A 24,886-nucleotide genomic window follows, 5' to 3' on the forward strand; every position below is an offset into this window, starting at 1 on the left:
GGAGAGAAGAGGTTGCGCAACACTTTTGAGCCGGCGTTCCGAGCCTCCGCAGGAGGGGTAGGGCCGCCCGTCTCCCCCGCGTTAAGGGGTCGAGAGGTCATGTGCGGAGCATGGCAACTCGGGTGGTACCGCGGAGTATTCGTTACTTACGCCCCGAGACTGTTATTACAGTTTCGGGGCGTTTTTTATTTTCTGAAAGGATGTGAACGGTCATGACAACAATCACCGGCGCGGCAAAAAAGAGGCTTGAAATCAGCGACATTATCGGGGGTGCCTGTGTAAATCAGGCCGTCTCCATCCACGGAGCGGTCCACTCCCTGCGGGACATGGGTGGAATTACCTTCCTGACCCTCCGTGGGCGCGACGGCGTGGTCCAGTGCGTCTGTCCCCCCGAGGTGGACTTGAAGGGCGTCAGCGAGGAGTGTACGGCGGTCGTTTCCGGCGTGGTCCGGGCAGAGGAGCGCGCCCCCGGCGGATTTGAAATCGCCGCGGCGGCGGCGCAGGTCCTCTCCCGGCCCGCCGCCCCCCTGCCGGTGCCGGTCTCCAGGTGGAAGCTCGGCCTGAACCTGGACACCGAGCTTGCCCTCCGGCCCTTGACGCTGCGGAATCTCCGGGCGCGGTCGGTTTTCCGCGTTCAGGAGGGGATTATCCGGGCCTTCCGGGACTATCTCCACGGCCAGGGGTTTACCGAAATCCACACCCCGAAAATCGTCCGCGCGGGGGCCGAGGGGGGCAGCAACATCTTCCGGCTGGACTACTTCGGCCGCAAGGCCTTTTTGGCCCAGTCCCCCCAGTTCTACAAGCAGATGATGGTGGGGGTCTACGAGCGGGTCTTCGAGGCGGCCCCCGTCTTCCGCGCGGAGAAGCACAGCACCGCCCGCCATCTGAATGAGTACACGTCCCTGGACTTGGAGATGGGGTATATCGACTCGTTTTATGATATTATGGATATGGAGACCGGCTTTCTGAAGCACTGCTTCCGCCTGCTCCGCACCGAATACGCCGCCGACCTGGGGCGTCTGGGGGTTGCACTGCCGGAGCTGGAGGAAATCCCCTGCGTCCGCTTCGACGAGGCCAAACGGCGCGCGGCGGAGCGGTACGGCTATCAGATTCGGGACCCCTACGATTTGGAGCCGGAGGAGGAGCACCACATCGGGCTGTACGCCAAAGAGGCGTGGGACAGCGACTTTGTATTCGTCACCCACTACCCCGGCAAAAAGCGCCCCTTTTACGCCATGGACGACCCTGAGGACCCCAGATACACCCTCTCCTTCGACCTGCTCTACAAGGGGCTCGAGGTCACCACCGGCGGGGCGCGCATCCACGACTACGCCGCCCAGGTGGAGAAGATGGAGCGGCTGGGGATGCGCCCGGAGGAGTTTGAGAGCTGCCTGATGGCCCACAAATACGGCCTGCCGCCCCACGGAGGCCTGGGGCTGGGCCTGGAGCGGCTGACCATGAAGCTCTGCGCCCTGGAGAACGTGAGATACGCCTGCCTGTTCCCCAGGGACTTGAACAGGCTCGACCCGTAAGACGACGGGCCGGACACCGGCTCGATACCCCCTCCGCTCTGCGGGGGGACAGAAAGGAACTGTCAACATGAAAATTACCGAGGAAATGGTGGACTATGTGTCCGCCCTGGCCCGACTGAAGCTGGCCGACGAAGAGCGCTCCGCTATGGCGGCGGAGCTGGAGCACATTTTGGAGTATATGGAGATGCTCGGCGGCCTGGATACCCACGATATCGCGCCGATGAGCCACATCTTCCCCGTCAGGAACGTCCTGCGCGCGGACGTGGCGGCGCCGTCAATGGACCGGGCGGTCCTGCTCTCAGGCGCCCCCGTCCCCGACGGCGAGGCGTTCCTGGTCCCCAAGGCGGTGGATTGAGATGACGATGATGAGCTTATGCAGGCTGACCGCCCTGGAGCTTGCCGGGAAGCTGTGTGCCGGAGAGGTGACGCAGCGGGAGGCCGTGGAGGCCGCCTCGGCGCGCATTGCGGCCACCCAGGGGACGCTGAACACCTTTATCACGCCGGATGGACCGGCGTTCCCAGCCGCAGACCTGTCCGCCTCTCCCCTTGCGGGCGTGCCCATGGCCTACAAGGACAATATCTCCACCAGGGGCGTGAAGACCACCTGCGCGTCCAAAATTCTGGGGGACTTTCAGCCCCCCTATGATGCAACCGCCGTGGAGCGGCTCTCCGCCGCCGGAGCGGTGAGCATGGGCAAGCTGAACATGGACGAGTTTGCCATGGGCTCCACCTCCGAGACCTCCTGGTACGGCAGCGTGCGCAACCCCTGGGACACGGGCCGGGCGGCCGGCGGGTCCTCCGGCGGAGCGGCGGCGGCGGTGGCCGCCGGGCAGGTGTGGTACGCCATCGCCTCCGACACCGGAGGGAGTATCCGCCAGCCCGCCGCCCACTGCGGCGTTACCGGTATGAAGCCCACCTACGGCGCGGTGAGCCGGTACGGCCTTATCGCCTACGCCTCCTCCCTGGATCAGCTGGGCCCCATCGCCCGGTCCGCCGCCGACTGCGCGGCGGTGCTGGACGTGATGATGGGCGGAGACCCCCGGGACGGCACCAGCCTGGACATCCCCGCCGGAAAGCTCCTCGCCTCCCTCTCCGGGGATCTGCGGGGCAGGCGGGTGGGCATCCCGGCGGACTGCTTCGGGGACGGGCTGGACGGGGAGGTCTCCAGGGCCGTGCTGGCTGCGGCGGAAGTGCTGAAAGGGCGGGGCGCCCAGGTGGAGACTTTTGCCCTCCCCGCGGTACGGTACGCGGTCCCCGCGTACTACATCATCGCCTGCGCCGAGGCCAGCTCCAACCTCTCCCGGTTCGACGGGGTAAAGTACGGCTGGCGGGCCGAGGGATATGGGGACCTGAACGACCTCTACTGCGCTACCCGGACCGGCGGCTTCGGGCGCGAGGTGAAGCGGCGTATCCTTTTGGGGACCTTCGTCCTCTCCGCCGGATACTACGACGCCTACTACAAAAAGGCCCTCCAGGTAAAGGCGGTCATCAAGCGGGCTTTCGACGAGGCCTTCGAGAAGTACGACCTGCTCCTCACCCCCGTGACGCCCGCCACCGCGCCCCGGCTGGGGGAGAGCCTGAGCGACCCGCTGAAGATGTACCTTGGCGACGTCTACACCGTGTCCGTCAACCTGGCAGGGCTGCCCGCGGCGTCTATGCCCTGCGGGTTCGATGCGCAGGGGCTGCCCATCGGGGCGCAGCTCATCGGCCCGGCGCTGGGTGAGCAGGCCGTGCTGGACGGGGCCCATGCCTTTCAATTGGACACCGATTACCACAGGCGCATGCCGGAGGTGACGTTATGATTTGGGAGACCGTAATCGGCCTGGAGACCCACGTGGAGCTGGCCACCAAAACCAAGATCTTCTGCGCCTGCACCACCGCGTTCGGCGGCGACCCCAACACCCACTGCTGCCCAGTGTGCACCGGGATGCCGGGGACCCTCCCCGTCCTCAACGGGAAGGTGGTGGAGTTCGCCGCCAGGGCAGGGCTTGCCCTGGGCTGCGAGATCACCCGGTACTGCAGGTTTGACCGGAAGAACTACTTCTACCCGGACCTCCCCAAGGCCTACCAGGTGTCCCAGCTCTATCTGCCCATCGCCCGAAACGGAGCGGTGCCCATTCCGGGCGGCAGGACCATCCGCATCCACGAGCTGCACATGGAGGAGGACGCGGGCAAGCTGGTGCACGATCCCTGGCGCGACCAGACCCGGGCGGACTATAACCGCTGCGGCGTGCCTCTCATTGAGATCGTCACCGAGCCGGACTTCCGCACCGGGAACGAGGTCATTGCATATCTGGAAAAGCTCAGGTCCACCCTTCAATACCTGGGCGTGTCCGACTGCAAAATGCAGGAGGGCTCCCTGCGCTGTGACGTAAACCTCTCCGTCCGGCCCGCCGGGAGCGTGGGGCTGGGCACCCGGACCGAGATGAAAAACCTCAGCTCCTTCAAGGCCATCTCCCGGGCCATTGTGTACGAGGCCAGGCGGCAGATAGAACTGATTGAGGAGGGCGGGCGGGTGGTCCAGGAGACCCGTCGCTGGGACGAGAACAAGGACGCAACCTACGCCATGCGCTCCAAGGAGAACGCCCAGGATTACCGCTATTTCCCCGATCCGGACATCCCTCCGCTGGAGCTCCCGCAGTCGTACCTGGAGCGACTCAGGGCGGAGCAGCCCGAGATGGCCTGGGAGAAGGCGGAGCGCTATCAGAGGGACTACGCCCTGAGCGCCTACGACACCGAGATGATTACCGCTCAGAAGGCCCTGGCGGACTTCTTCGAGGCGGCGGTGGCGCTGGGTACCGACCCCAAGCAGTGCGCCAACTGGATCATGGGCGAGGTGCTGCGCGCCCTCTCCGAGCGGGGCATGGAGCCCGGGGACATGGCCCTCACCCCCGGCACCCTGTCCCGGCTCATCGCCCTGGTGCAGGGCGGCAGGCTCAACCGGAACACGGCGGTGAAGGTCTTCGACGCGGTGTTTGACCAAAACGGCGACGTGGACGCCTATGTAAAAGAGCACGGCCTGGAGCAGATCAGCGACCCGGGCGCCGTGGCGACGGCGGTGGAAAAGGCCTTTGGCGCCAATCCCAAATCCATCCTGGACTACAAAGCCGGCAAGGAGAAGGCTTTCGGCTTCCTGGTGGGACAGGTCATGCGGGAGCTGCACGGCAGGGCCGACCCCAAGGCGGTCAACGAGGCGGTCCGGGCCGGACTGGACCGCTGCTGAGCCGAAAAGGCCCGGAACTCTCCGTGGGGAGTTCCGGGCCTTTTCCTATTCTCCGCGGCAATAGGCGGCCAGAGGCTTCAGCGCGCTTCTATCCGTAAAGTCCACACATTTGCCGTAGCTTTCCAAAACGCCCCGGCCCTCGGCGGTGGGTCCCTCGTCCCGCTCCTTTTTCTCCATCATTTTTTTGAACATGGCCATCATGACGCGATGGAGGGGGCCCAGCTTTCCGTAATCCATACCGCCCCGCAGATGGAACTGCCTTATGCCGGACAGCACTCCCGCCGGAAATGCGCGCTCAAGCTCCGAGCGGATATGGGACACATTCGCCGGGTCCTCCGGGTCCGAAAGCCCCACCGTAAAAAGCGCCGTACGGACTTGCTTCAGCTCCGCCGCCCGCTTTTTCAAAAAGTCGGCGGCCGCGAAGCCGCCGGCGTAGAGCCCTCCGCCCACCGCCACGGTGTCGTACCCGGTCAAATCCGCGCGGAGCGCCTCTCTCAGCTCCAGCACTTTTCCGCCGGTCTCCTCGCCCAGCCAGCGGGCGTACCGCTCCGTCGCGCCGTATTTAGACGCATAGACCACCAACGTTTTCATTGCTTCTCAATCCTTTCCCATGGTCTTGCTGTTGCGCTGCAGCCCTTGCAGCACCCAAACGGCGCGCCGGATCTCCTCCTGGGGAATACCTGCAAAAAGTTGCTCCATGAACCGCGTCGAGGGCGCGTTGTATTTTTCGCCCAGCTCGAACCACTGCCGGGTGGGCCGGACCAGGCATTTCCGGCGGTCGCTCTTATCGCTCTCCAGGGTCACATAACCTTTTTTCTCCAATTTAAGGGCGATTTGCTTCACATTTTGGTACGAGCTGCCCACCTCCTCCGCCAATTCGCCCAAAGTGGGTGCTTTTTCGCCAAAAAGGCCCAAAACTACGAGCACAAACCACTGTTTTGCGGTAATTTCCTCGAGCAAACGGTCCCCAAGCACCTGTAAACGGTTTTCCAGGGCGAAAACGGTGCCAAAAAGGAGATAACTGGGCTCCATGTCGGGCATCTGCATGGTCTTCCCTCCCGATATATAATATCTTACGTTTTATATGTAATATATTATATAATCTCCGTGCTGTCAAGTATTAAAAAGCCTCGCCGCAGGAAGTGGTTCCTGCGGCGAGGCTTTTTTGAGCGTATTCTACTGCTTCAACTGGCCGAAGCCGGCGCTTTGGACGCACTCCTGGCCCCGCTCGGAGAGCATGAACTCCGCCAGCTTCCGGGCGGGAGAGCCCTTGGGCTCGTCGGAGCGGAGGACGACGTAGTTATAGCCCGCCAGAGGGTAGGTGCCGTCGGCGATGGTCTTGTCCGAGGGGGCGACGCCGTCCACGGCCAGGAGCTTGAGCTGGTTGTCCGTCACGTCCCCCATCATAGTCTGGGCGTTGAGGTAGTAGTAATAGACGCTGTACCCGATGGCGTAGGCAGTCGGGTTGGTCTCCAGAGCGGCGGCCACGTCGGTAAGGGCGGAGCTCATGGCCTGGGAGACGTTGCCCTGGAGGATGGCGGGGTTCAGGGACAGCTTGCCGCCGTTCAGGAAGTACCGCTCCATCAGGGCGTGAGAGCCGCTGTCGGTATTGCGGCAGTAGGGCAGCAGAGCGGCGTCCGGGCCACCCACCCGGTTCCAGTTGGCGTAGGCGTTGTTCACATAGATATCCTGAATCTGCTTTTGGGTCAGGCCGGCGGCGGAGTTCTCCTCGTTGGTAAAGAAGACCATTGCGTCGTAGGCGATGGGGATGAGCTCCAGCTCCACCCCGGCGGCCCTAGCCTGGGCCTTCAGCTCCTCAGAGGGCTCGGTGGCGGCGAAGAGCACGTCCACCTCCCCGCTGATAAGCCGCTGGTAGGACTCGTGGCTCTTGCTGTGGGACGCGGGAAACTGGGAATGGTTATCGTAATTGCGGAAAAGGGCGGCGTAGAGGGCCCGGGTATAGGGGTAGGTGGAGGTGGAGCCGTCTATGACCGGCATTTTGTCGGTAAAGCCGTACTCAATGGCGGCCTTGGACGGGTAGACAGGCAGGAAGCGAATGGCGGAATAGAGCAGCTCCGCCACCTCACCCCGGGTGGCCCCCCTGAGGGCCTCGGCGCTGTAGACGGAGATGGGGAAGCCCTCGCTGTCCAGCTCCTCCGTCTCCGTGGCGGTGGTGATGCACAGGCCGTAATTACCCCGCAGGGCCTGATAGGCCTCCAGGGCCCAGTCGGGGACAGCGGCGGCGTCGGCCAGGTCCAGAGCCTCGTCCCCGGCGGGGACCTCCACCATCCCGGCGGCGGCAAAGGCCCGGTAGACCATGGTCATGATCTCCCCCCGTGTCACCGTGCGGTAGGGATTGAAGTTCGCGTCCGCCGCGGCGATGCCGCAGGCCCGGGCGGCGGCGGCGGTCTCATAGTACCAGTCGCCGGGCTTTGCGTCGGCATAGCCGGGGTCGGCGGCGCTCTTAACACCCAGGACGCGGGTGACGAGGGTAAATGCCTCTGCACGGGTGATGGTGTTGTCGGGAAGGAGCTCGCCCCTGTCGTTCCCCCGGAGGACGCCCCGGAGCGCCAAATTCTTGGCGCTGAGCGGAGTCTGATCGTATTCACTGCCGTTCCAGGTCTGAACCTGATCGGTAAAAGGCGCGGGCTTCTCCACGACCCTTGCCTCCAGCGCCTCGTCCGCCCGCCCGGCGGGGACCACGGCGTAGAGGGCATCCTCGGCATAGCCGGATATGGCGACGGTCTCACCGGTGGCGGAGTAGACGGCGAGCAGGCGCTCGGAGTCGCCGTACGACATATCCTCCGGTATGGTATACTCAATGCGCTTGAGGACGTAGCTTCCGTCGCCCAGGGCCTTGGACCAGGGCTGGGCGCTCTCCGCCGCCCGGGCGGCCGCCGCGCACAGCAGCCCCAGGCAGGAGGCCAGCACCAGAGCAAGTATCTTTTTCCCCATTGACTTCATAACGGGCACCTCTCTCCGTACTTGATAGACACATACTACAATTGAAGTATATATTTGTCAAGCGCTGAATCAATTATCCGCTCTGATTTTTATATCGTTCCAGGCGCGGTAAAAGTTACACGCCGGGCAAAACTTGTCCCTCCGTCCGCCGCGTGCTACAATTTATTTTAACCTTCCATTAATACACCAGGGTTTTTGCGGATGGTATCATCAAGAGGGAGGTGCTGAAATGGAGCAGAAGACTTACCGCACATCGGAGGCGGCCCGGCTCATAGGCGTGCATCCGAATACGGTCCGCCTGTACGAGGATTTGAAGTTGATTTCCCCGCCGAAGCGCAGGGCAAACGGCTACCGGGTCTTTACGGACCTCCACCTGGAGCAGCTGCGTCTGGCCCGGACGGCCCTTCAGGTGGAGGTCCTGCAAAACGGGCTGCGCAAGCAGGCCGTTGAGATCATCAAGACCGCCGCGGCCGGGGATCTGGTCAAAGCCAAGGCCCTGACAAAGGCGTATCTCCAGGCGATTTGCCGGGAGCAGAACAACGCCGAGGAGGCTATTAAAAGCGTACGGGAACTCCTGTCCGGCGCGCAGCCGACGGACCACGCCCCCCTGCGCCGCAGGGAGGCCGCAGAGTATCTGGGCATCTCCATGGACACCCTGCGCAGCTGGGAGCTGAACGGCCTGCTATCAGTCAAGCGGCGTCAAAACGGCTACCGGGTCTACACCGCTGAAGATCTGCTTCGGCTGAAGATCATCCGCTCCCTGCGCTGCGCCAACTACTCCCTGTCCGCCATCCTGCGCCTGCTGGGCGCGCTGTCTCTCGACCCAAATGCAGACATACGGACAGCAATCGACACGCCGGACCAGGGGGACGACATCATCGCCGTCTGCGACAAGCTCCTCACCTCCCTGGCCCGCGCCGGGGAGAACGCCCGGATGATGTACGCACGGCTGGAAAAAATGGAGCATCTTTTTTAAAACCCTCCACTTTACCACCAGACCTCGGTCCGGTGGTATGATTCTGCCCACGGCAGAAAAAAGGAGGTTTTTATGCGTGGAAAATACCATTGAAATCCGGCATCTCAGTAAGTCCTACGGCGACGTTCCGGCAGTTAGCGACCTGTCCCTCACGGTGGGCCGGGGCGAGGTTTTCGGGCTGCTGGGAGCCAACGGCGCGGGAAAGAGCACCGCCATCGAGTGTGCGCTGGGCACCAGGAAGGCCGACAGCGGATCGGTGCGCATCCTGGGGCTGGACCCCCGTGCACAGCGGAAGACGCTTTTTGAACGGGTGGGGGTCCAGTTTCAAGAGGCCCATTTCCAGGACAAAATCACGGTGGAGGAGCTGTGCGAGACCACCCGCTCCCTCTACCGGGAGGCCGCCGACGGCGCGGCACTGCTGGCCCGGTTCGGCCTGTCCGGGAAGGAGAAGCGCCCGGTCAGCGAGCTGTCCGGCGGACAGCGGCAGCGCCTGTTTATCGTACTGGCCCTCCTCCCCCGGCCGGAGGTGGTCTTCCTGGATGAGCTGACCACCGGGCTTGACGCCAAGGCCCGCCGGGGGGTATGGAAGTATCTGGCCGGTCTGAAGGCCGAGGGCCTGACCGTCTTTTTGACCTCCCACTTCATGGACGAGGTAGAGGCCCTGTGCGACCGGGTCTGTATTCTGAAGGGCGGACGGCAGGTCTTCTGCGGGACCGTGGCCCAGACCGTGGCGGCCGGCCCCGGCGGGACGCTGGAGGACGCATATCTGTGGTTGAGCGGTGAGGAGGGAACGGATGATGAGAGCCTTTAAAGCCATGCTGAAAAACGAGATGAAGCTCTCCCTGCGTGGGATGGATATGGTCATCTTCGCCATCTGCGCGCCGCTGGCGGTGCTGGTGCTGCTGGGCGTCCTCTACGGCGGAAGCCCTGCCTTCGAGGGGGCGGGATACACCTTCCTGGAACAGTCCTTCGGCGCGGTTTCCACCATCGCCATCTGCGCCGGAGGCGTGATGGGGCTGCCGCTGGTGATCTCCGACTACCGGCACAAAAAGATTCTCAAGCGCTTCCAGGTGACGCCTGTCAGCCCGGGGCTGCTGCTGGCGGTACAGGTGTGCATCTACGCAATCTACGCCCTGGCCTCCCTTCTGCTGCTGTACGCCGTGGGCGCGCTCTTCTTCGGGCTCCGGCTCAGGGGGTCCTGGGGACAGTTCCTGGGCGGGTATTTTCTGGTGATGCTGTCCATGTTCAGCATCGGCATGATGGTGGGCGGCGTGGCGCCGAACACGAAAATAGCGGGCATCATCGCCAGCGCACTCTACTTCCCCATGCTGATTCTCTCCGGCGCAACCCTGCCCTACGAGATGATGCCGCGCGCCCTGCAGCGCGTCTCCGACCTTCTCCCCCTGACCCAGGGTATCAAGCTGCTGAAAGCCGCCGCCCTGGGGGACCCGGCGTCCGACGTGCTGGTCCCAATCATCGTCATGGCGGCGCTGGCTCTCGCCTGCGCCGGCGTATCCGTCAGGTTTTTCCGGTGGGAGTGATGCGGGGACCGCAGCATACGGCCCGCCGGACCCTGCGTGATATTGAAAGCTGCAAAAAACCGGCCCGCCTCCAAATGGAGGCGGGCCGGTTTGTATTTAGAGTTTACACGCCTGCCAGAGCCTTTTCAATATCGGCGATGATATCGGCGGCATCCTCAATACCCCTCCCATAAAATGCAAGCATTTTATGGGAGCCCATTTTTATTATGCTCGGGGTGAGTAAATCACCCCTGCGCCAAGGTTTTGCTCTGCAAAACGCTTGCGCGGCGCAAAAGCGCCGGTCTCCGTGGGCATTTTCAGCCTGTCCTTATACGTCTGCCAGCGCCTTTTCAATATCGGCGATGATATCGGCGGCATCCTCGATGCCCACGGAGAAGCGGACCAGATCGGGGGCGACGCCGGCGGCGGCCAGCTCCGCGTCGTTCATCTGGCGGTGGGTGGCGGAGGCGGGATGAAGCACACAGGTCTTGGCGTCGGCCACGTGGGTGGCGATGGAGGCCAGCTCCAGGCCCGCCATAAACCGCTCGGCGGCCTTGCGCCCGCCCTTCACGCCGAAGGACACCACGCCGCAGGAGCCATTGGGAAGGTACTTCCGCCCCAGCTCGTAGTACTTGTCGCCGGGGAGGCCCGCGTACTTGACCCAGGCCACCTTCTCATGGCTCTGGAGGTATTTCGCCACCTTCATGGCGTTCTCACAGTGGCGGGCGACCCGCAGGTGGAGGGTCTCCAGGCCAATGTTGAGGTAGTAGCAGTTCTGGGGCGAGGGGATTGCGCCGAAGTCCCGCATGAGCTGGACGGTGGCCTTGGTGATGTAGGCCCCCTCCAGGCCGAAGCGCTCGGTATAGGTCACGCCGTGGTAGCTCTCGTCGGGGGTGCATAGGCCGGGGAACTTATCGGGATACTTCGTCCAGTCGAATCTGCCGCTGTCTACGATGGCGCCGCCCACGGCGTTGGCGTGGCCGTCCATGTACTTGGTGGTGGAGTGGATGACGATGTCGGCCCCCCACTCGAAGGGGCGGCAGTTGATGGGGGTGGCGAAGGTGTTGTCGATGATGAGGGGCACGCCGTGGTCGTGGGCGGCCTTGGCAAACTTTTCAATGTCCAGCACAGCCAGGGCGGGGTTGGCGATGGTCTCGCCGAAGACGGCCCTGGTGTTGGGCCGGAAGGCGGCGGAGAGCTCCTCCGCGGTACAGTCGGGGTCCACGAAGGTGAATTCGATGCCCATGCGCTTCATGGTGACGGCGAAGAGGTTATAGGTGCCGCCGTAGATGGTGGAGGAGGAGACCACATGGTCCCCGCAGGAGCAGATGTTGAAGACGGAGTAGAAGGAGGCCGCCTGGCCGGAGGAGGTGAGCATGGCGGCGCTGCCGCCCTCCAGAGTGCAGATTTTGGCTGCCACCGCGTCGTTGGTGGGGTTTTGGAGGCGGGTATAGAAGTAGCCGCTGGCCTCCAGATCGAAGAGCGCGCCCATGGCCTCGCTGGTGGCGTAGCGGAAGGTGGTGGACTGGACGATGGGGATGTTCCGGGGCTCCCCGTTGCCCGGCCGGTAGCCGGCGTGAATGCAGTTGGTGTTCATGCGGTAATCGCTCATAGTGGTGTTCTCCCTCTCTCTAGAAAATGAATCGTTCGGCACCGCTTTGGTTTCCCCATGGGGCGCTTGCTTTTACACGTTAACGTATATCCTACACGCTTGGTATGGATATGTCAAGAATACTTACAAGATTTTTCACTTTTAAACTTTTTTTATCTATATGTCTTATTATTTTGATATTTCTCTTATATTCAAGAATAATTACAATCTGTACTCCGTTCTCATCCCCTTTCATACATCAATGCTCAGTTTCCTGATTGCATTCAATATAAATCCTTTCGTCTTAGGTTTTCGCCTAAAAGTTCGCATGATATCGCCATGTTTCGATAGCTGCAGAGGATTATTATTATCAACTGACTTTAAAACCTTTTGACGAGAATGTCAATTTCAGTATTTCCCCGTCTGCAATGCTTTCAGAATTTTGTCGATTATAGTGCAAATAAACTGTTAAATCGGAGCATTTGTCTCATTTCATTTATTATAAACAGGATTGACTATCCGCTCTTGCGGGAACTAAAACTCAGACAATATTTTGTTGAATTTTGTCGAAATTCATAAAATAAGCTATTGATATGTCGAAATTATCGGTATAAGATACAGGCATCAAATAGGCCCGTTCTACTGAACCGTGAAAGGGTGGTTCTGGTGGAAAATGCACTTCAAAATTTGAGTTTTTCTATAAGCGCTGTATTTCCGACCTTTGCTTTGGTGTTTCTAGGGCATATCGCTATGCGTAGGGGGGTGGTAAATCGCGCATTCACAGCGAAACTCAGCCGCATTTGCTTTACCTATTTCCTCTCGGTACGAATATTTCTCGATATCAGCGAAACGGGCCTTACATCATTAAAAAACGTTCGTCTGCCGGGCTTTGCGCTGCTGGCGACCCTGGCCGTCTATGCGCTGCTGTGGCTTTTCGCGAAACGCTTTGTAAGACCGCGGGAGGACGAGGGGACATTCGTGCATGTAGGTTTTCGAAGCAGCTTCACGGTGCTGGGGCTGTCGATGATCCGCAGCATCGCGGGAGAGGCGGGCGTCGCCCAGTGTACCGGATTGCTTACCACCGTTGTCATTCTCTATAACATACTTGCAGTTTTCTGCTTCGTGGGCGGCGGTCCAAAGTCTGCGGGCAGGTGGGAGACCATCAAGCATACCCTCGTACAGATCGCTAAGAACCCCCTTATTTTAGCGGTTGCAGCGGCCGTGTTGTCGGAACTTCTGGGCTGGAGGCTGCCGCCGCTGCTGCGCAGCCCCGTTGAGAGCCTGGGCAATGTAGCGGTCCCGCTGTCTCTGCTGTGTGTTGGGGCTTCACTGGACATGGAACGCCTTCGGTGCTGCTGGAAAAATACAATATTATCGGCCCTGGTTAAGACACTGTTTCAGGCGGTACTGGTGGTCCCGGTGGCGGTATTCTGCGGATTTCGGGGTATCGAGCTGGCGGCTATCGCAATCCTGTTTACCTCTGCAAACCCGTCGGCCTGCTATGTCATGACGGAATCTATGGGCGGCAACAGCGATTTAGCGGCGGCAGCAGTGGTGCTGTCCACAATCCTGTCGGTATTTACCGTAACGCTTGCACTGTATTTACTGAGCATATTTCAGCTACTTTAAGTCAGAGGGGGAGATAATCTTGAAGAGAAGGCGTTTTGTATTGTCTGCGCTGGTACGAGATGAGGTCCTTGTAATTGGCACATTGCTTGTCTTTTTCCTCTATGGCATCGTTGTAAAGGAGGATTTGGCCAGAATGTATCTGATGACTGTGGGCGCTGCGCTGGCGCTGATCCTCTCTTTCATTTATGTGCTTACGAATAGCCCGCTCACACGCAGAGAGGTCCGTTGTGAGATTATACTCAACTGTATTATCATCATTGCGATGGTAAACTTTATCTATAAAATTCTGTATGTTTATTAATCATTTACGCTACTAGGCCGACCCAGTATTAGATAAAAATTTCCAGAAGGAGGCGATCTGGTACATCATAAGCAAAAAAATACAGAAGGGTGGCGGTCAGACAGACGGATATGCAGAGAACTTGTGCAGGGCGGCTACTTGAAGGAAGTAAAAAGGAGGAGGTTATCTTAAATGAATAAGACTCAAGAGAATGCACAGACAGGTAAATACACAGCTGATAAACTGGATATGCGTGCCACCTCTGGCTGCAGCTATCACCAGTGCAAAAAAGAGGCCTTTATTACCATCATTGCCTATCTGGTCTTTGCGGTCTTTACGATTGCCTCATGTGGGATTTTCGGATATGGCGATATTTCCTATGTATGGGGCATTCCCCTCTGGATTATCCTCGGAATCTTTGTGCCAACAGTTGCATTAATCGTCTATCTGATTGTATATCTTACAAAAATTTATAAGGACTGAAGGGGGACAGAACCATGAGTATGGCATTTGCCGTCGTTATTCTGTTCCTTGCCCTCAACTTGGGTGTGGGACTCTATCGGCCGAAGGCGGTACGGCTGGCTGAGAAGCATAAGACTGGTCAGAACGCGGAGGGCGTAATCTCGGATTACTATACTGCTGGCCGCACAATCAGCACTTGGATTATGGGGCTTACAGTCGCCGCCACAATTATTAGCGGTGGATCCCTGATTGCAACTCCCAGTCTGATTTATGCCAAGGGATTGGTCGGGGCAGCGTGGCAGAATAACGGCCTATGGTATGGCGTACTGGGCACTGCGGTTCTAGGTAAGCGCTTTACTACCCTGGGAAACCGCTTTAAGGTCTCCTCTATACCAGAGTTGCTTGGAATTCGCTTTGGTCAAAGTGCCAGACGAATTACCGGTATTATGATCGTCGTTATTTTATTTGCCAACATATCCACACAGTTTTCTGGGTCTGCCCGCGTGATTGAGAGTGTCTCCGGCTGGAGCTACGCCGCTTGTATTATTCTGATAGGTGTTATTATGACCCTCTACATCTCCTTTGGAGGTGCAAAAGCACAGTCATGGACCAATGTGTTACAAGCGGGATTTATGACCTTCGGTTTGGTACTGATAGCCGTCGTAGTGTTGAGCAAGCTTGGCTTGGTAAACATGATAACGACAATGGACTCTATCGATCCAGAATTGGTTCGGATGCCGGGCGTGGATAACTATTTGTCTATCCCACGCTTTATCTCCTATGGCCTTTGCCTGATGGCGGTGGTCGGTATTGGCCAGCCTTCGGCGCAGTCCCGGTTCCTAGCTACGAAGCCCGGTACCTCATTCAAGCCAGCAATCATCTTTGGCTCAATAGCAATTTTAATCTGGTACCCATGTATGTATGTCGCAGGCGCCGCTGCCAAATGCCTGCTGCCCAATCTGAATTCTCCAGATCTCGCGTTCCCACAATTGGCACTGACTCAGCTTCATCCCTTGTTGGCTGGTGTATGTCTAGCCGGCGTATTGGGGGCCACAATGTCCACGGCGACCGCACTCGTCCTTACAGCATCGGCGTCTATTACCAACGACATTGCCAGCGGTGCGGTCAGGCGTATGTCACCCCGTGGCATTAAAATCTTACTCATCGTCAGTACGCTGGTAGTCTCGCTCGGCGGTGTTCTCATGGCTATTGACCCGCCTGAGTTGCTGATGACCCTCTCCACACTGGCTACCGGTTCCATGGGATGTGCTTTTACACCAATGTTTTTAGGAATGGCCTATTTCCCCGGGACGACAAAAGCAGGGGCACTATCCGGCGGTATCTTGGGTGCGGGAATTGTGCTGGTTGGGCACCTCAACCCTGCCTGGACGAACCCCCTCGGGTTCCACGTAATTGGTTGGGGGCTGATTTTGGGGACGCTAGTGACTATAGTCGTCAGTAAACTGACAAAGCATTCACAGGAAGAAGTGATTGAGCCTTTCTATACTGACGGCATGGTAATTGAGGTAGAAAAAGGCTGATTGTCTGAGGGCTTCGTCTATATATTATGAAATGGAGGCTGTCATGAAAGATGCGTTAAAGATAGCGATGTGTCAAATTAACATAGTCTCCCTAGACGTGCAAACCAACCGCAAAAACATAGAAGAATCTTTCCGCAACGCCTGCGAGGTGGCACCCGAAGAAAAACCAGACCTCGTTATTTTCCCCGAGCTATCCAACTCTGGGTATGTGTTTCAGCGGTCCAGAGACTTTGGAAATGACTACATGCGCGTGGCAGAGTTAATCCCAGAAGGGGCAACATCTCGGCTCGTCAGCAAGCTGTGCCGGAATTACGGCGTTTACTGCATCATAGGTCTATGCGAGGCACACCATGAAATTCCCGGGTTGATTTATAATACTGCCGCGTTTTTCGGGCCGGACGGTGAACTCATAGGACAGCAGAGCAAGATCCATATACCAGGCGAGGAAAAGCACTATTTCCGCGAAGGGGATGCTATTCACGTTTTTAAGACTGAGCTCGGCAATATTGGAATGCAAATCTGCTATGACACATGGTACCCAGAAGTTTCCCGCCTGCAAGCATACAAGGGCTGTGAGATTATGGTTAATATCTGGAACGCGCCAGACTATGTAACGCCACCAAAGGTCCTTTATACGCTGGTGGGATGCCGCGCTATTGAGAACCGGTTTTACTCCATCGGTGTGAATCGCTGTGGTTATCACGGGGAGGCATATTTTGCCGGGAACAGTATGGCAGTGGACCCCAGCGGAAAGGTTTTGAATGAGCTATTGGAAGGACCCGCAGTGGTTCGAGCCACTCTGGAATCGACGCCGCTCTATGCCGAGCGGGCATTCATGCCTACACTGCGAGATGCCAGGTACGATGTGCTCTCCGAGACCTTCCGATACGCCAAAGCACTCATGGAGCTGAAAGCCTGACTGCAATTGTACATGCAGGGATGACATCGTATTTTTGCACAGAGAGATGGGCCTCTGGCCGTCTCTCTGTTTTTTATTTACGGGTGCCTTCCCGTCAAGATGATAAGATCTCGCTTCTCTGTCTTTCATCATTTATAATAGTAGAAGCAGAAGCGTCTTGTCTGCAATTCTCTATTGCTTTACGCTCTACTGATTTATTTATACACGTAGTGCTAATAGCCAGTTTCAGTTGCAAGAAGTATAAACACATAATTAGCTCCTACCACAACCGATAGGAGCTAATTTCACCATGTTCAGCGCATCTCCAGAACTTTTCAGCGTGTAAACCGTGTGCAAGTTCTAAACACATCCAACAAAACAGTTTAATGGGCCGAGCACTTCAACTCATTACATAACAAAACCATCAAGAACGTGCGTGCTAAGCAACTGCTCGGGATATGTCAAGGCTAACCGATATTTGCCCCGGCGCCGCAGTACACAGTGATACCGGGTAGCCACTGAAAAATCACATCCGCAATATAGCCCTGTGCGAAAACCCTGTAATGCCTCCACTCGTCCGGAAGAAACGTACCGGCTTCAAGTCGCCAGGCCAATGTCGCTTTCTCATACCCGAGAACAGCTCTGACTTTTCAAAAAGAATCCGGAATCTTCCCCGACCGGTTTTGGTGGGTTTATGGGACATATACGCCCTATTTCGGATTTGATAAGCGGTATAATTCAGCTCATCTCACGAATAAGGCTTTCCTCTATATCAATCGGTGATCTTCTACTGCGCCAGGGTAAAGTCCGGCTCCAGGGGCACGGCGGCGTTTACACCGCCGTAATCGGGCACTCGCTGACCCTCCACCAGAAGCTGGACGGACTGGACCTCCAGCGACTCCATTGCGCAGACGGTGTTCACCAGCGAGTAGATCAGCAGCCGGGCATCCGCCGCCACCTCGGGCATTCCGCTGAGGAACTCCCCGGAGAGGTCCACGGTGCACACGCCGTTTTCCACCGTGACGGAGCGGAGCTGAGTCCCCTCGGGCATCAGGCGGCGCACGCCGTCCCCACTCTGGGAGCCCGCCAGAAGCGCGCTCACCAGGGCGGCCGCCACGCCCTCGCTCTCGGTCTTCACCACGTCCCGCTGCTCCGCCGCCAGACCGTAGCCCCCGGCCCAGGGGAAGTAGAGCGTGGCGGAGATGGTTACAGTCTCCTCCTCCGCGCCGGACAGAACCAGATCGCTCTCCCGCAGGAGCTGAAGGGTCTGGTAGGGGATGGGCTCCCCCTCCACGGTGATGTAGACCGAATCCACATCCTCCAGCTGGCAGAGGGTGAGGGTGAAGCAGGCGTTGGCGATGGTCAGGTCAATGCCGGAGAGTCCGCCGTACTGCTCCGAGAGGTCCAGGTGGAGGCGTCCGTCCTCCTCCAGCTCCGCGGAGCGGAAGTGGACCTCCGGCCGGACGGGCGAGGACAGCCCATAGGTCTCCGGGGCGGTCATCACCATCCTGGCCAGGGCGGAGGCGGTCTCCGCATCCGCGTCGGGAATGCGGTACTCATAGTCCACGCTCCGGACCGTGGCCTGCTTGCCGGTGACGGCATAGTAGACCTTATATGCCCCCTCGGGGGGCAGGGTCTCCCCGCCGGACACACCGCAGCCGCTCAGTGGCAGGGCAAGGGCGCAGAGGATCGCCATCAGGCGCTTATTCATACCCTGCACACCCCCTTTGCACGGCAGCGGGGGAAGGTCACCTCAAAGCAGGTGCCCTGGGTCCCCTCCCTGTGGCGGGCGGTCACCGTGCCGCCGTGCTGGCGCGCGGTGTCCCGGACGATGGAGAGGCCCAGCCCCGTGCCGCCCGCTGCGCGGCTGCGGGCCTTGTCCACCCGGTAGAAGCGGTCGAATATCTTGGGCAGGTCCTCCTCGGGGATGCCCACGCCGGTATCCTCCACACGGAGGAAGACGGTCTCCCCCGTCCCCTCCAGAGTCACCAGCACCTCGCCCTGGGGGAGGTTATACTTGATGGCATTTTCCATCAGATTAAAGGCGATCTGATAGAGATCGTCCTGGGTGGCCCGGACGAGGCAGCCCTCCTCCAGTCTGCACCGCAGGCGCACGTCCACCGCCTGGGCCAGAGGGGAGAGCATATGCTCCACCTTCTCCACCACATACTTCACGTCCACCGGCTCGGTCTCCACCGGGGGGGCGGTGTCCATACGTGTGAGGGTGAGGAGCTTCTCCGTGATGCGGGTGAGGCGCTCGGCCTCCTCCCCGATGTCAGCCACAAACTCCTTGGCGGTCTCCGCGTCCATCTGCTCGTTCTGGAGGATGGAGTCGGTGAGCAGGCGGATGGAGGCCAGAGGTGTCTTGAGCTCGTGGGACGCGTCGGAGACAAAGCGCCGGCGCACCTCCTCCGTTGTCTGGAGGCGGCCTGTGAGCTGGTCGAACTCGTCCGCCAGGAGGGCCAGCTCGTCGTGGCCCCCCAGCTGGACCCGGTGGCTGTACTCCCCCTCCCGGACGATGCGGATGGCCCGCAGCAGGGTGGCGAGGCGGCTGGTCAGCACCCCGGAGAAGACCAGGCTCAGCAGCAGGGCCGCCACGCAGATGACGATGGAGATATTGCGCAGATTGTTTTGGATGCCCACCAGCAGCCCGCCCTGCTCGTTGTCGTACTCGTAGAAGTAAACCGCGCCGATGATCACATTCCGGTAGACCACAGGTGCGGCGGCGCGGCTGCGGAAGGCCCCGTCCCGGTATTCGCAGCGGAACACGTCGTACCCCTCGCCCCGGAGGGCCTGCGTGACCTCGCCGAAGAGGGCGTAGCGGCTCACGTTGTCCCCCACCTCCCCGTTGTCGTAGAGAATAAGGCCCGCCGCGTCGGTGATCACGATGCGGCCCAGGCCCATGTCGGGCAGGTCGCCTATGATCTGATCCACCTTGTCCCGATTATCCAGGCCCAGGTTTTCAAGGCCCGCCAGGTTGGAGGCAACCACCGACGCCTGGCTCTGGAGGGCGGTCTGCTTGGATTTGATGACCAGATCCCGGGAGACCAGGAGGGGGTATGTATTCAGCAGCACCAGCACCGCCGCAATGACCACGATATAAGTCAGGGCGAACTTGGTCTGGAGGGAGCTCCACAGATGGACCTTGCGCGGCTTGGCGGCGCGGGGCTTCTTCTCCATGGAACCACCTCCCAAATCAAGTAAGAGCGAATCAGTCGCGGGGGATCGGCTGCGGACAGGTCCCCGTCCGCCAGGACGCCGCGCAGCCGCAGTGGGGGCGGGCTAAAGTCCGCCCCCTACTGCCGCTTTCTGCGGAAAAGAAAGGTCACAGCAAAGAAGAGGGCCAGATACAGCGTGATGGATGCGCCGGCGGAGGTGCCGACGTAGTAGGAGGTCATCAGCCCCGCCACGCCGGCGGCCACCGCCCCCAGCACGGAAAACAGGTGGTACTGCCGCTGGTTCCGGGCCAGATTCCGGGCCGCGGCGGCGGGGAGCACCAGCAGGGAGTTGATAACCAGCAGGCCCACCCAGGTCATGGAGACCGTCACCACCACGGCGATGGCGGCGGAGAAGACCGCCTCCTGCCAAAAGACCTTTACCCCCCGGCTGTCCGCCAGGGCGGGATGGACGGCGGAGAGCATCAGGCCGTTAAACGAGCAGACCCAGAGGACCGCCACCACCAGCAGAATCATGGCCAGGAGGGCAATCTTGGCGGGCTCCACGCTGAGGATGTCGCCGATGAGGAGATTGTTGAACTTGGTGAAGCTCTTCCCTCCCAGTGTCGCCAGGAAGATGCCCAGAGCCACGGCGGTGGACGAGAAAACGCCGATGACCGTGTCGCTGGCCATATTGGTCCTGCGCCGCACCAAGGTGAAGAGGAGCGCGAAGAGAATGGCGAAGAGCACCGCGCACCACATGGGATCGATAAAGCCCACAATGGCCCCGATGGCCATGCCTGTGAAGGCGGAGTGGCCCAGGGCGTCGGAAAAGAAGGACATTCGGCTCTGCACCACCATGGTAGACAGCAGCCCGAAGAGGGGCGAGATGACCAGCACCGCCAGCAGGGCGTTCTTCATAAAGTACATCCCGCCGGGGACGGCCCATTCAAACGGGAGCAGGCCCACCAGCCAATACCAGAAATCCATCAGCCCACCCCCCTCTTGAGGTCCAGGTGGAAGACCTCCTTAAATTCGTCGCAGGCCAGCACCTCGGCGGGCGCCCCCACTCGGAGCACAGTGTTTTTAAGCAGAATCACCTGGTCGGCGTACTCCTCCAGAGTGGCGAAGTCGTGGGTGGAGAGGAGGATGGACAGATCGTACTGAGAGCAGATCTCGTCCAGCATGTCCAGCAGCTGCCGTTCGCCGTCAATGTCCACGCCGGAGAGGGGCTCGTCCAGAATCAGGATATGGGGCAGGGGCTCCAGGGCCAGGGCCATGAGCACCCGCTGGAGCTCGCCGCCCGAGAGTGCCCCCATCCGCTTGTCGATGAGGTCGCCGCCGTGAACACGCTCCAGGCAATCGGCCACCCGCGCCCGGAGCTTCTTCGGCGTGGGCAGGAAGACCGGCCAGTCCGAGACGGCGGCGGAGAAGAAGTCGAAGACGCTTACCGGGTCTCCCCGGTCAAAGGCGGGGGACTGGGGGACGTAGCCGATGAGGGGGCGGGTGCGCTTTCCCCCCGCCCGCTGGAAGTCGATGGTCCCGGTGTGGGGTATCTGTCCCAAAATGGCCTTGAAGAGGGAGCTCTTCCCCGCGCCGTTGGGCCCGATGAGGGCCACAATCCGACCGCAGTGGAGGTGGAAATTCACGTGCTGCAGGATGTCGGCCCCGCCGATATCCACCCCCATGTCCTCCACCCGGAGGCAGCACGCGCCGCTGCAGCCGGGGGCCTTACTGTCATGCTTTGGTTTTCTCATTCACCCAGCGCCTCCAAAATTGTGTTCACATTCCACTCCAGCGCCGCCCGGTAGGGGTCGTCCGCCCCCTCGGGTACGCCGTCGGCGCTCATCAGCATGGTGAGCTGGCGGACCTCCGTCCCGGTTTCCCGCCGGACAGCCTGGGCGGTGGCGTCGGAGCCGCCCTGCTCGGTAAAGATGGCGGGCAGATCGTGTTCCCTGATGAGGTCCACAATCTCCACAATCTCCCTGGCGCTGGCCTCGCTCCCCGCCTCCTCCTCGATGGCCTTTAAAACCGTCAGGCCCATGGAGTCGGCAAAGTAGCCGAAGCCCTCGTGGAAGGTGATGAGCTCCCGCCGTCCGAGGCCAGCGAGCTGCTGGCGCAGCTCCGCGGCCAGGGCGGTCAGTTCCTCCTGATACGCCTGCGCGTTGGCTTCGTACAGCCGCGCGTTGCCCGGGTCGGCGGCGGAGAGGGCCGCGGCGATGTTGCCCACCATCACGGCTGCCCGGTCCGGGTCCATCCAGATGTGGGGGTCGTACTCGCCGTGGTCGTGGCCGTCGTGGTCATGCTCCTCATGCTCTCCGCTGTCCTCCCCGTAGTGAAGGAGGGGCACGTTTACGGAGCAGTCCACCGTTTGAAGTCCGCTGGCGTCGATGGCGGCGGACATAAAGTCCTCCAGTCCCACCCCGTTCAGGAGGAGGATGTCCGCCCCCTGGAGATTCTTCATATCGGTAACGGTCATGGTATAGTCGTGGAGGCAGCTCATAGGCTGGTTCACCACCGCCTCCGCCACGGCGTTTTCCGCCCCCTCCATCACGCGGGAGGCGAAGAGGTAGACGGGGTAGGTCATGGCGGCCACGGTAAAGGTGTGGTCCTCCTCCCCGCTCCCCGCGGGGCCCGCGCAGGCTGAGAGAAGGAGAAGTCCGGCCATCAGGCCGGCGGCAAGAGTTCTTTTCACATTGCACCTCGGAGTTGCTCAAAAGCTGTTTGCTGTGGACAGATGAAGTTATTATATCCCATCTCCGGCAGTTTGTAAAATAGATAGATCGGTGTATTGCACTTTTCCCCCCGATTTGGTATGATATCTAGTAAATCCAAAGAAAACGGAGGTACGTCCATGAGCATCAAACTGACCCAGTCGGGCGTGTACTATAAAAACGGCGCATTCGTCCCCGAACAGGACGGCCCGGCCGCCGGGCTTCCCGCCCCCCAGGCAGCCAAGTCGGGCACCATGGCCTACGGCATTCTCAAAGCCCACAACACCTATGACAACATGGCGGACCTGAAAATCAAGTTCGACGCCATGGCCTCCCACGACATCACCTACGTGGGCATCATCCAGACCGCCAGGGCCTCGGGCCTCACGGAGTTTCCCCTGCCCTACGTGCTGACCAACTGCCACAACTCCCTCTGCGCGGTGGGCGGCACCATCAACGAGGACGATCATGTCTTCGGCCTCTCCGCCGCCAAGAAGTACGGCGGGGAGTTCGTCCCCGCCCATCAGGCCGTCATCCACTCCTATATGCGGGAGCGGTACGCCGCGCCGGGCCGGATGGTCCTGGGTTCCGACTCCCATACCCGGTACGGCGCATACGGCTGCATGGCCATCGGCGAGGGCGGCCCCGAGCTGGCCCGCCAGCTCCTGTCCAAGACCTACGACATCGCATATCCCAGGGTGATCGCCATCCACCTCACCGGCGCCCCCCGCCCCGGCGTGGGCCCCCAGGACGTGGCCCTGGCCCTCATCGGCGCCACCTTTCAAATCGGCGCCGTGAAGAACTCCGTCATGGAGTTCTTCGGCCCCGGCGTTGAAAGCCTCTCCATGGACTACCGCTCCGGCATCGACGTGATGACCACCGAGACCGCCTGCCTCTCCTCCATCTGGTCCACCGACGGCATCGTGAAGGAGCACCTGGACGTTCTGGGCCGGGGCGATCAGTTCCGGGCGCAGGCCCCCGCCGACGGGGCCTACTATGACGGCCTCATCGAGGTGGATCTCTCCGCTGTGGAGCCCATGATCGCCCTGCCCTTCCACCCCTCCAACGCCTTCACCATCCGGGACTTCAAGGCCAACATGGCCGATATGCTGCGCCAGGTGGAGGAGGACGCGGTGCGCCAGCTGGAGCTCAAAAACGGCGCCCCCTCCCTGACGGGGAAAATTGTCAACGGCCAATTCCACACCGACCAGGGCGTCATTGCCGGGTGCTCCGGCGGTACCTATCAGAACCTGGTCCGGGCGGCGGAAATTCTCAAGGGCCAGCCCATCGGCTCCGACGCTTTCTGGCTGTCCTGTTACCCCGGCTCCATGCCCATCAACCTGGAGCTCACGAAGAACGGCTATATCGCCTCCCTCATGGCGGCGGGGGCCTCCATCCGCTCCTGCTTCTGCGGCCCCTGCTTCGGCGCGGGCGACGTGCCCGCCAACGGGGCCTTCTCCATCCGCCACTCCACCCGGAACTTCCCCAACCGGGAGGGCTCCAAGCCCAGCGACGGCCAGGTGAGCTACGTGGCCCTGATGGACGCCCGCAGCATCGCCGCCACCGCCCTCAACGGCGGCGTACTGACCGCCGCCACTGAGCTTCCCGACGTGCCCGTCGACGCCGCCCGCGAGCCCTACCACTACGACGACAGCGCCTACCGCGCCCGGGTCTACTTCGGCGTGGGCAAGCCCCGGCCCGACGCCGAGCTGGTCTTCGGCCCCAATATCGCCGACTGGCCCGAGCAGGTGGCCCTGCCGGAGAATCTGCTTCTCACCGCCTGCGCCGCCATCTACGACGCCGTCACCACCACCGACGAGCTCATTCCCTCCGGCGAGACCTCCTCCTACCGCTCCAACCCCCTGCGCCTCAGCGAATTCGCCCTCTCCCGGAAGGACCCCCAGTACGTGCCCCGGGCCAAGGCGGTGCTGGCCCTGGAGCGGAAGCGCCGGGAGAACCCCGCCGACCCCGAGGTCCAGGAGGCCCTTCTGGGCCATGACGGCGCTTCCACGGGCCTGGGGTCCTTCATCATGGCCCTCAAGCCCGGCGACGGCTCCGCCCGGGAGCAGGCCGCGTCCTGCCAGCGGGTGCTGGGCGGCTGCGCCAACCTGGCCGCCGAGTACGCCACCAAACGGTACCGCTCCAACGTGGTCAACTGGGGGATGCTGCCCTTCATCGCGGAGGACGTGGCCGCCTGGAACATCCAGAGCGGCGACCGCCTCTGGATTCCCGGCGTCCGCAAGGCCCTGGATTCCATGTCCGAGATCGTGGAGGCCGTCCTCATCCAGGATGGTCAGGCGCGCCCCGTCAAGCTCCGGCTTCCCTCCATGACCAGAGAAGAGCGGGATATTGTGCTGGCCGGGTGCTTAATCAACTATTACGCAAAATGATGGAGCCAGGA

The 24,886-nt window shown here is 60.6% G+C and carries 22 protein-coding genes; 13 read left to right on the forward strand and 9 right to left on the reverse strand.

The genetic code is table 11. The annotated features are described in order from the left end of the window. Nucleotides 1-212 precede the first annotated feature (212 nt). From aspS to gatB, 4 genes are all read left to right on the forward strand, one after another. Entirely contained in the window at nt 213-1,532 is a 1,320-nt protein-coding gene (aspS, locus tag H8S62_RS11975; protein WP_155148718.1) for an aspartate--tRNA(Asn) ligase, read from the forward strand. A 67-nt stretch (nt 1,533-1,599) separates the two neighbouring features. Beyond that, entirely contained in the window at nt 1,600-1,887 is a 288-nt protein-coding gene (gene gatC / locus H8S62_RS11980; RefSeq protein WP_155148716.1) for an Asp-tRNA(Asn)/Glu-tRNA(Gln) amidotransferase subunit GatC, read from the forward strand. A 10-nt stretch (nt 1,888-1,897) separates the two neighbouring features. Further along, nucleotides 1,898-3,334 (forward strand): Asp-tRNA(Asn)/Glu-tRNA(Gln) amidotransferase subunit GatA, encoded by a 1,437-nt coding sequence (gatA, locus tag H8S62_RS11985; RefSeq protein WP_186919627.1) that lies wholly within the window; start codon nt 1,898-1,900, stop codon nt 3,332-3,334. Further along, nucleotides 3,331-4,755 carry an Asp-tRNA(Asn)/Glu-tRNA(Gln) amidotransferase subunit GatB gene (gatB, locus tag H8S62_RS11990; RefSeq protein ID WP_186919515.1) on the forward strand — a complete coding sequence of 475 codons (1,425 nt, stop codon included), beginning with the start codon at nt 3,331-3,333 and terminating at the stop codon, nt 4,753-4,755. The genes gatA and gatB overlap by 4 nt, the downstream gene beginning before the upstream one ends. A gap of 45 nt (nt 4,756-4,800) precedes the next feature. Here gatB and H8S62_RS11995 read toward each other — a convergent pair whose 3' ends face one another. From H8S62_RS11995 to H8S62_RS12005, 3 genes are all read right to left on the reverse strand, one after another. Further along, nucleotides 4,801-5,346: a flavodoxin domain-containing protein gene (locus H8S62_RS11995; protein ID WP_186919517.1), complete on the reverse strand. Its 546-nt coding sequence runs from the start codon at nt 5,344-5,346 to the stop codon at nt 4,801-4,803. 6 nt (nt 5,347-5,352) lie between these two features. Then, complete coding sequence (locus H8S62_RS12000; RefSeq protein ID WP_186919519.1) at nt 5,353-5,802, reverse strand: MarR family winged helix-turn-helix transcriptional regulator; 450 nt, start codon at nt 5,800-5,802, stop codon at nt 5,353-5,355. 129 nt (nt 5,803-5,931) lie between these two features. Then, a complete protein-coding gene (locus H8S62_RS12005) occupies nt 5,932-7,719 on the reverse strand; it encodes a substrate-binding domain-containing protein (RefSeq protein WP_186919520.1) in 1,788 nt (595 codons plus the stop codon). 229 nt (nt 7,720-7,948) lie between these two features. Here H8S62_RS12005 and H8S62_RS12010 point away from each other — a divergent pair, with 229 nt between their 5' ends. The 3 genes from H8S62_RS12010 to H8S62_RS12020 all read left to right on the forward strand — a co-directional run bounded on the left by H8S62_RS12010 (nt 7,949) and on the right by H8S62_RS12020 (nt 10,236). Further along, nucleotides 7,949-8,695: a MerR family transcriptional regulator gene (locus H8S62_RS12010; protein WP_186919522.1), complete on the forward strand. Its 747-nt coding sequence runs from the start codon at nt 7,949-7,951 to the stop codon at nt 8,693-8,695. A 76-nt stretch (nt 8,696-8,771) separates the two neighbouring features. Continuing rightward, nucleotides 8,772-9,506 (forward strand): ATP-binding cassette domain-containing protein, encoded by a 735-nt coding sequence (locus tag H8S62_RS12015; RefSeq protein WP_186919523.1) that lies wholly within the window; start codon nt 8,772-8,774, stop codon nt 9,504-9,506. After that, a complete protein-coding gene (locus H8S62_RS12020; protein WP_186919525.1) occupies nt 9,493-10,236 on the forward strand; it encodes an ABC transporter permease in 744 nt (247 codons plus the stop codon). The genes H8S62_RS12015 and H8S62_RS12020 overlap by 14 nt, the downstream gene beginning before the upstream one ends. Before the next feature lie 307 nt (nt 10,237-10,543). On the opposite strand, the gene H8S62_RS12025 is transcribed toward H8S62_RS12020, so the two are convergent. Beyond that, complete coding sequence (locus tag H8S62_RS12025; RefSeq protein WP_155148700.1) at nt 10,544-11,827, reverse strand: O-acetylhomoserine aminocarboxypropyltransferase/cysteine synthase family protein; 1,284 nt, start codon at nt 11,825-11,827, stop codon at nt 10,544-10,546. Between the two features lie 645 nt (nt 11,828-12,472). On the opposite strand from H8S62_RS12025, the gene H8S62_RS12030 reads away from it, so the two are divergent. The 5 genes from H8S62_RS12030 (at nt 12,473) to H8S62_RS12050 (ending at nt 16,637) form a co-directional block, all read left to right on the forward strand. Then, nucleotides 12,473-13,435: an AEC family transporter gene (locus H8S62_RS12030; protein ID WP_186919527.1), complete on the forward strand. Its 963-nt coding sequence runs from the start codon at nt 12,473-12,475 to the stop codon at nt 13,433-13,435. A gap of 19 nt (nt 13,436-13,454) precedes the next feature. Next, nucleotides 13,455-13,736: a hypothetical protein gene (locus H8S62_RS12035; RefSeq protein ID WP_186919529.1), complete on the forward strand. Its 282-nt coding sequence runs from the start codon at nt 13,455-13,457 to the stop codon at nt 13,734-13,736. Between the two features lie 171 nt (nt 13,737-13,907). Next, the gene (locus tag H8S62_RS12040) at nt 13,908-14,198 is read left to right on the forward strand and encodes a DUF997 family protein (protein ID WP_186919530.1); all 291 of its coding nucleotides are present in this window, start codon (nt 13,908-13,910) and stop codon (nt 14,196-14,198) included. 14 nt (nt 14,199-14,212) lie between these two features. Then, nucleotides 14,213-15,718 (forward strand): sodium:solute symporter family protein, encoded by a 1,506-nt coding sequence (locus tag H8S62_RS12045; protein WP_186919532.1) that lies wholly within the window; start codon nt 14,213-14,215, stop codon nt 15,716-15,718. Nucleotides 15,719-15,761: 43 nt separating this feature from the next. Continuing rightward, nucleotides 15,762-16,637 (forward strand): carbon-nitrogen hydrolase family protein, encoded by an 876-nt coding sequence (locus tag H8S62_RS12050; protein ID WP_186919534.1) that lies wholly within the window; start codon nt 15,762-15,764, stop codon nt 16,635-16,637. A gap of 766 nt (nt 16,638-17,403) precedes the next feature. Here H8S62_RS12050 and H8S62_RS12055 read toward each other — a convergent pair. The 5 genes from H8S62_RS12055 to H8S62_RS12075 form a co-directional block, all read right to left on the reverse strand. After that, a complete protein-coding gene (locus H8S62_RS12055; protein WP_186919536.1) occupies nt 17,404-18,327 on the reverse strand; it encodes a GerMN domain-containing protein in 924 nt (307 codons plus the stop codon). Further along, nucleotides 18,324-19,796, reverse strand: coding sequence for a sensor histidine kinase (locus H8S62_RS12060; protein WP_186919537.1), 1,473 nt, complete (start codon nt 19,794-19,796; stop codon nt 18,324-18,326). The genes H8S62_RS12055 and H8S62_RS12060 overlap by 4 nt, the downstream gene beginning before the upstream one ends. A 116-nt stretch (nt 19,797-19,912) precedes the next feature. After that, nucleotides 19,913-20,761, reverse strand: coding sequence for a metal ABC transporter permease (locus H8S62_RS12065; RefSeq protein ID WP_186919538.1), 849 nt, complete (start codon nt 20,759-20,761; stop codon nt 19,913-19,915). Continuing rightward, nucleotides 20,761-21,528, reverse strand: a complete 768-nt coding sequence (locus H8S62_RS12070; protein ID WP_186919540.1) for a metal ABC transporter ATP-binding protein — start codon at nt 21,526-21,528, stop codon at nt 20,761-20,763. Before H8S62_RS12070 ends, H8S62_RS12065 begins: the two co-directional genes overlap by 1 nt. Further along, nucleotides 21,525-22,466, reverse strand: a complete 942-nt coding sequence (locus tag H8S62_RS12075) for a metal ABC transporter solute-binding protein, Zn/Mn family (protein ID WP_186919542.1) — start codon at nt 22,464-22,466, stop codon at nt 21,525-21,527. Before H8S62_RS12075 ends, H8S62_RS12070 begins: the two co-directional genes overlap by 4 nt. Before the next feature lie 159 nt (nt 22,467-22,625). Between H8S62_RS12075 and H8S62_RS12080 the strand changes: the two genes are divergently transcribed. Then, nucleotides 22,626-24,875, forward strand: a complete 2,250-nt coding sequence (locus tag H8S62_RS12080; RefSeq protein WP_186919543.1) for a hydratase — start codon at nt 22,626-22,628, stop codon at nt 24,873-24,875. Nucleotides 24,876-24,886 lie beyond the last annotated feature (11 nt).

The sequence above is a fragment of the Lawsonibacter faecis genome (genome assembly GCF_014287675.1).
Lineage (GTDB): Bacteria > Bacillota > Clostridia > Oscillospirales > Oscillospiraceae > Pseudoflavonifractor > Pseudoflavonifractor faecis.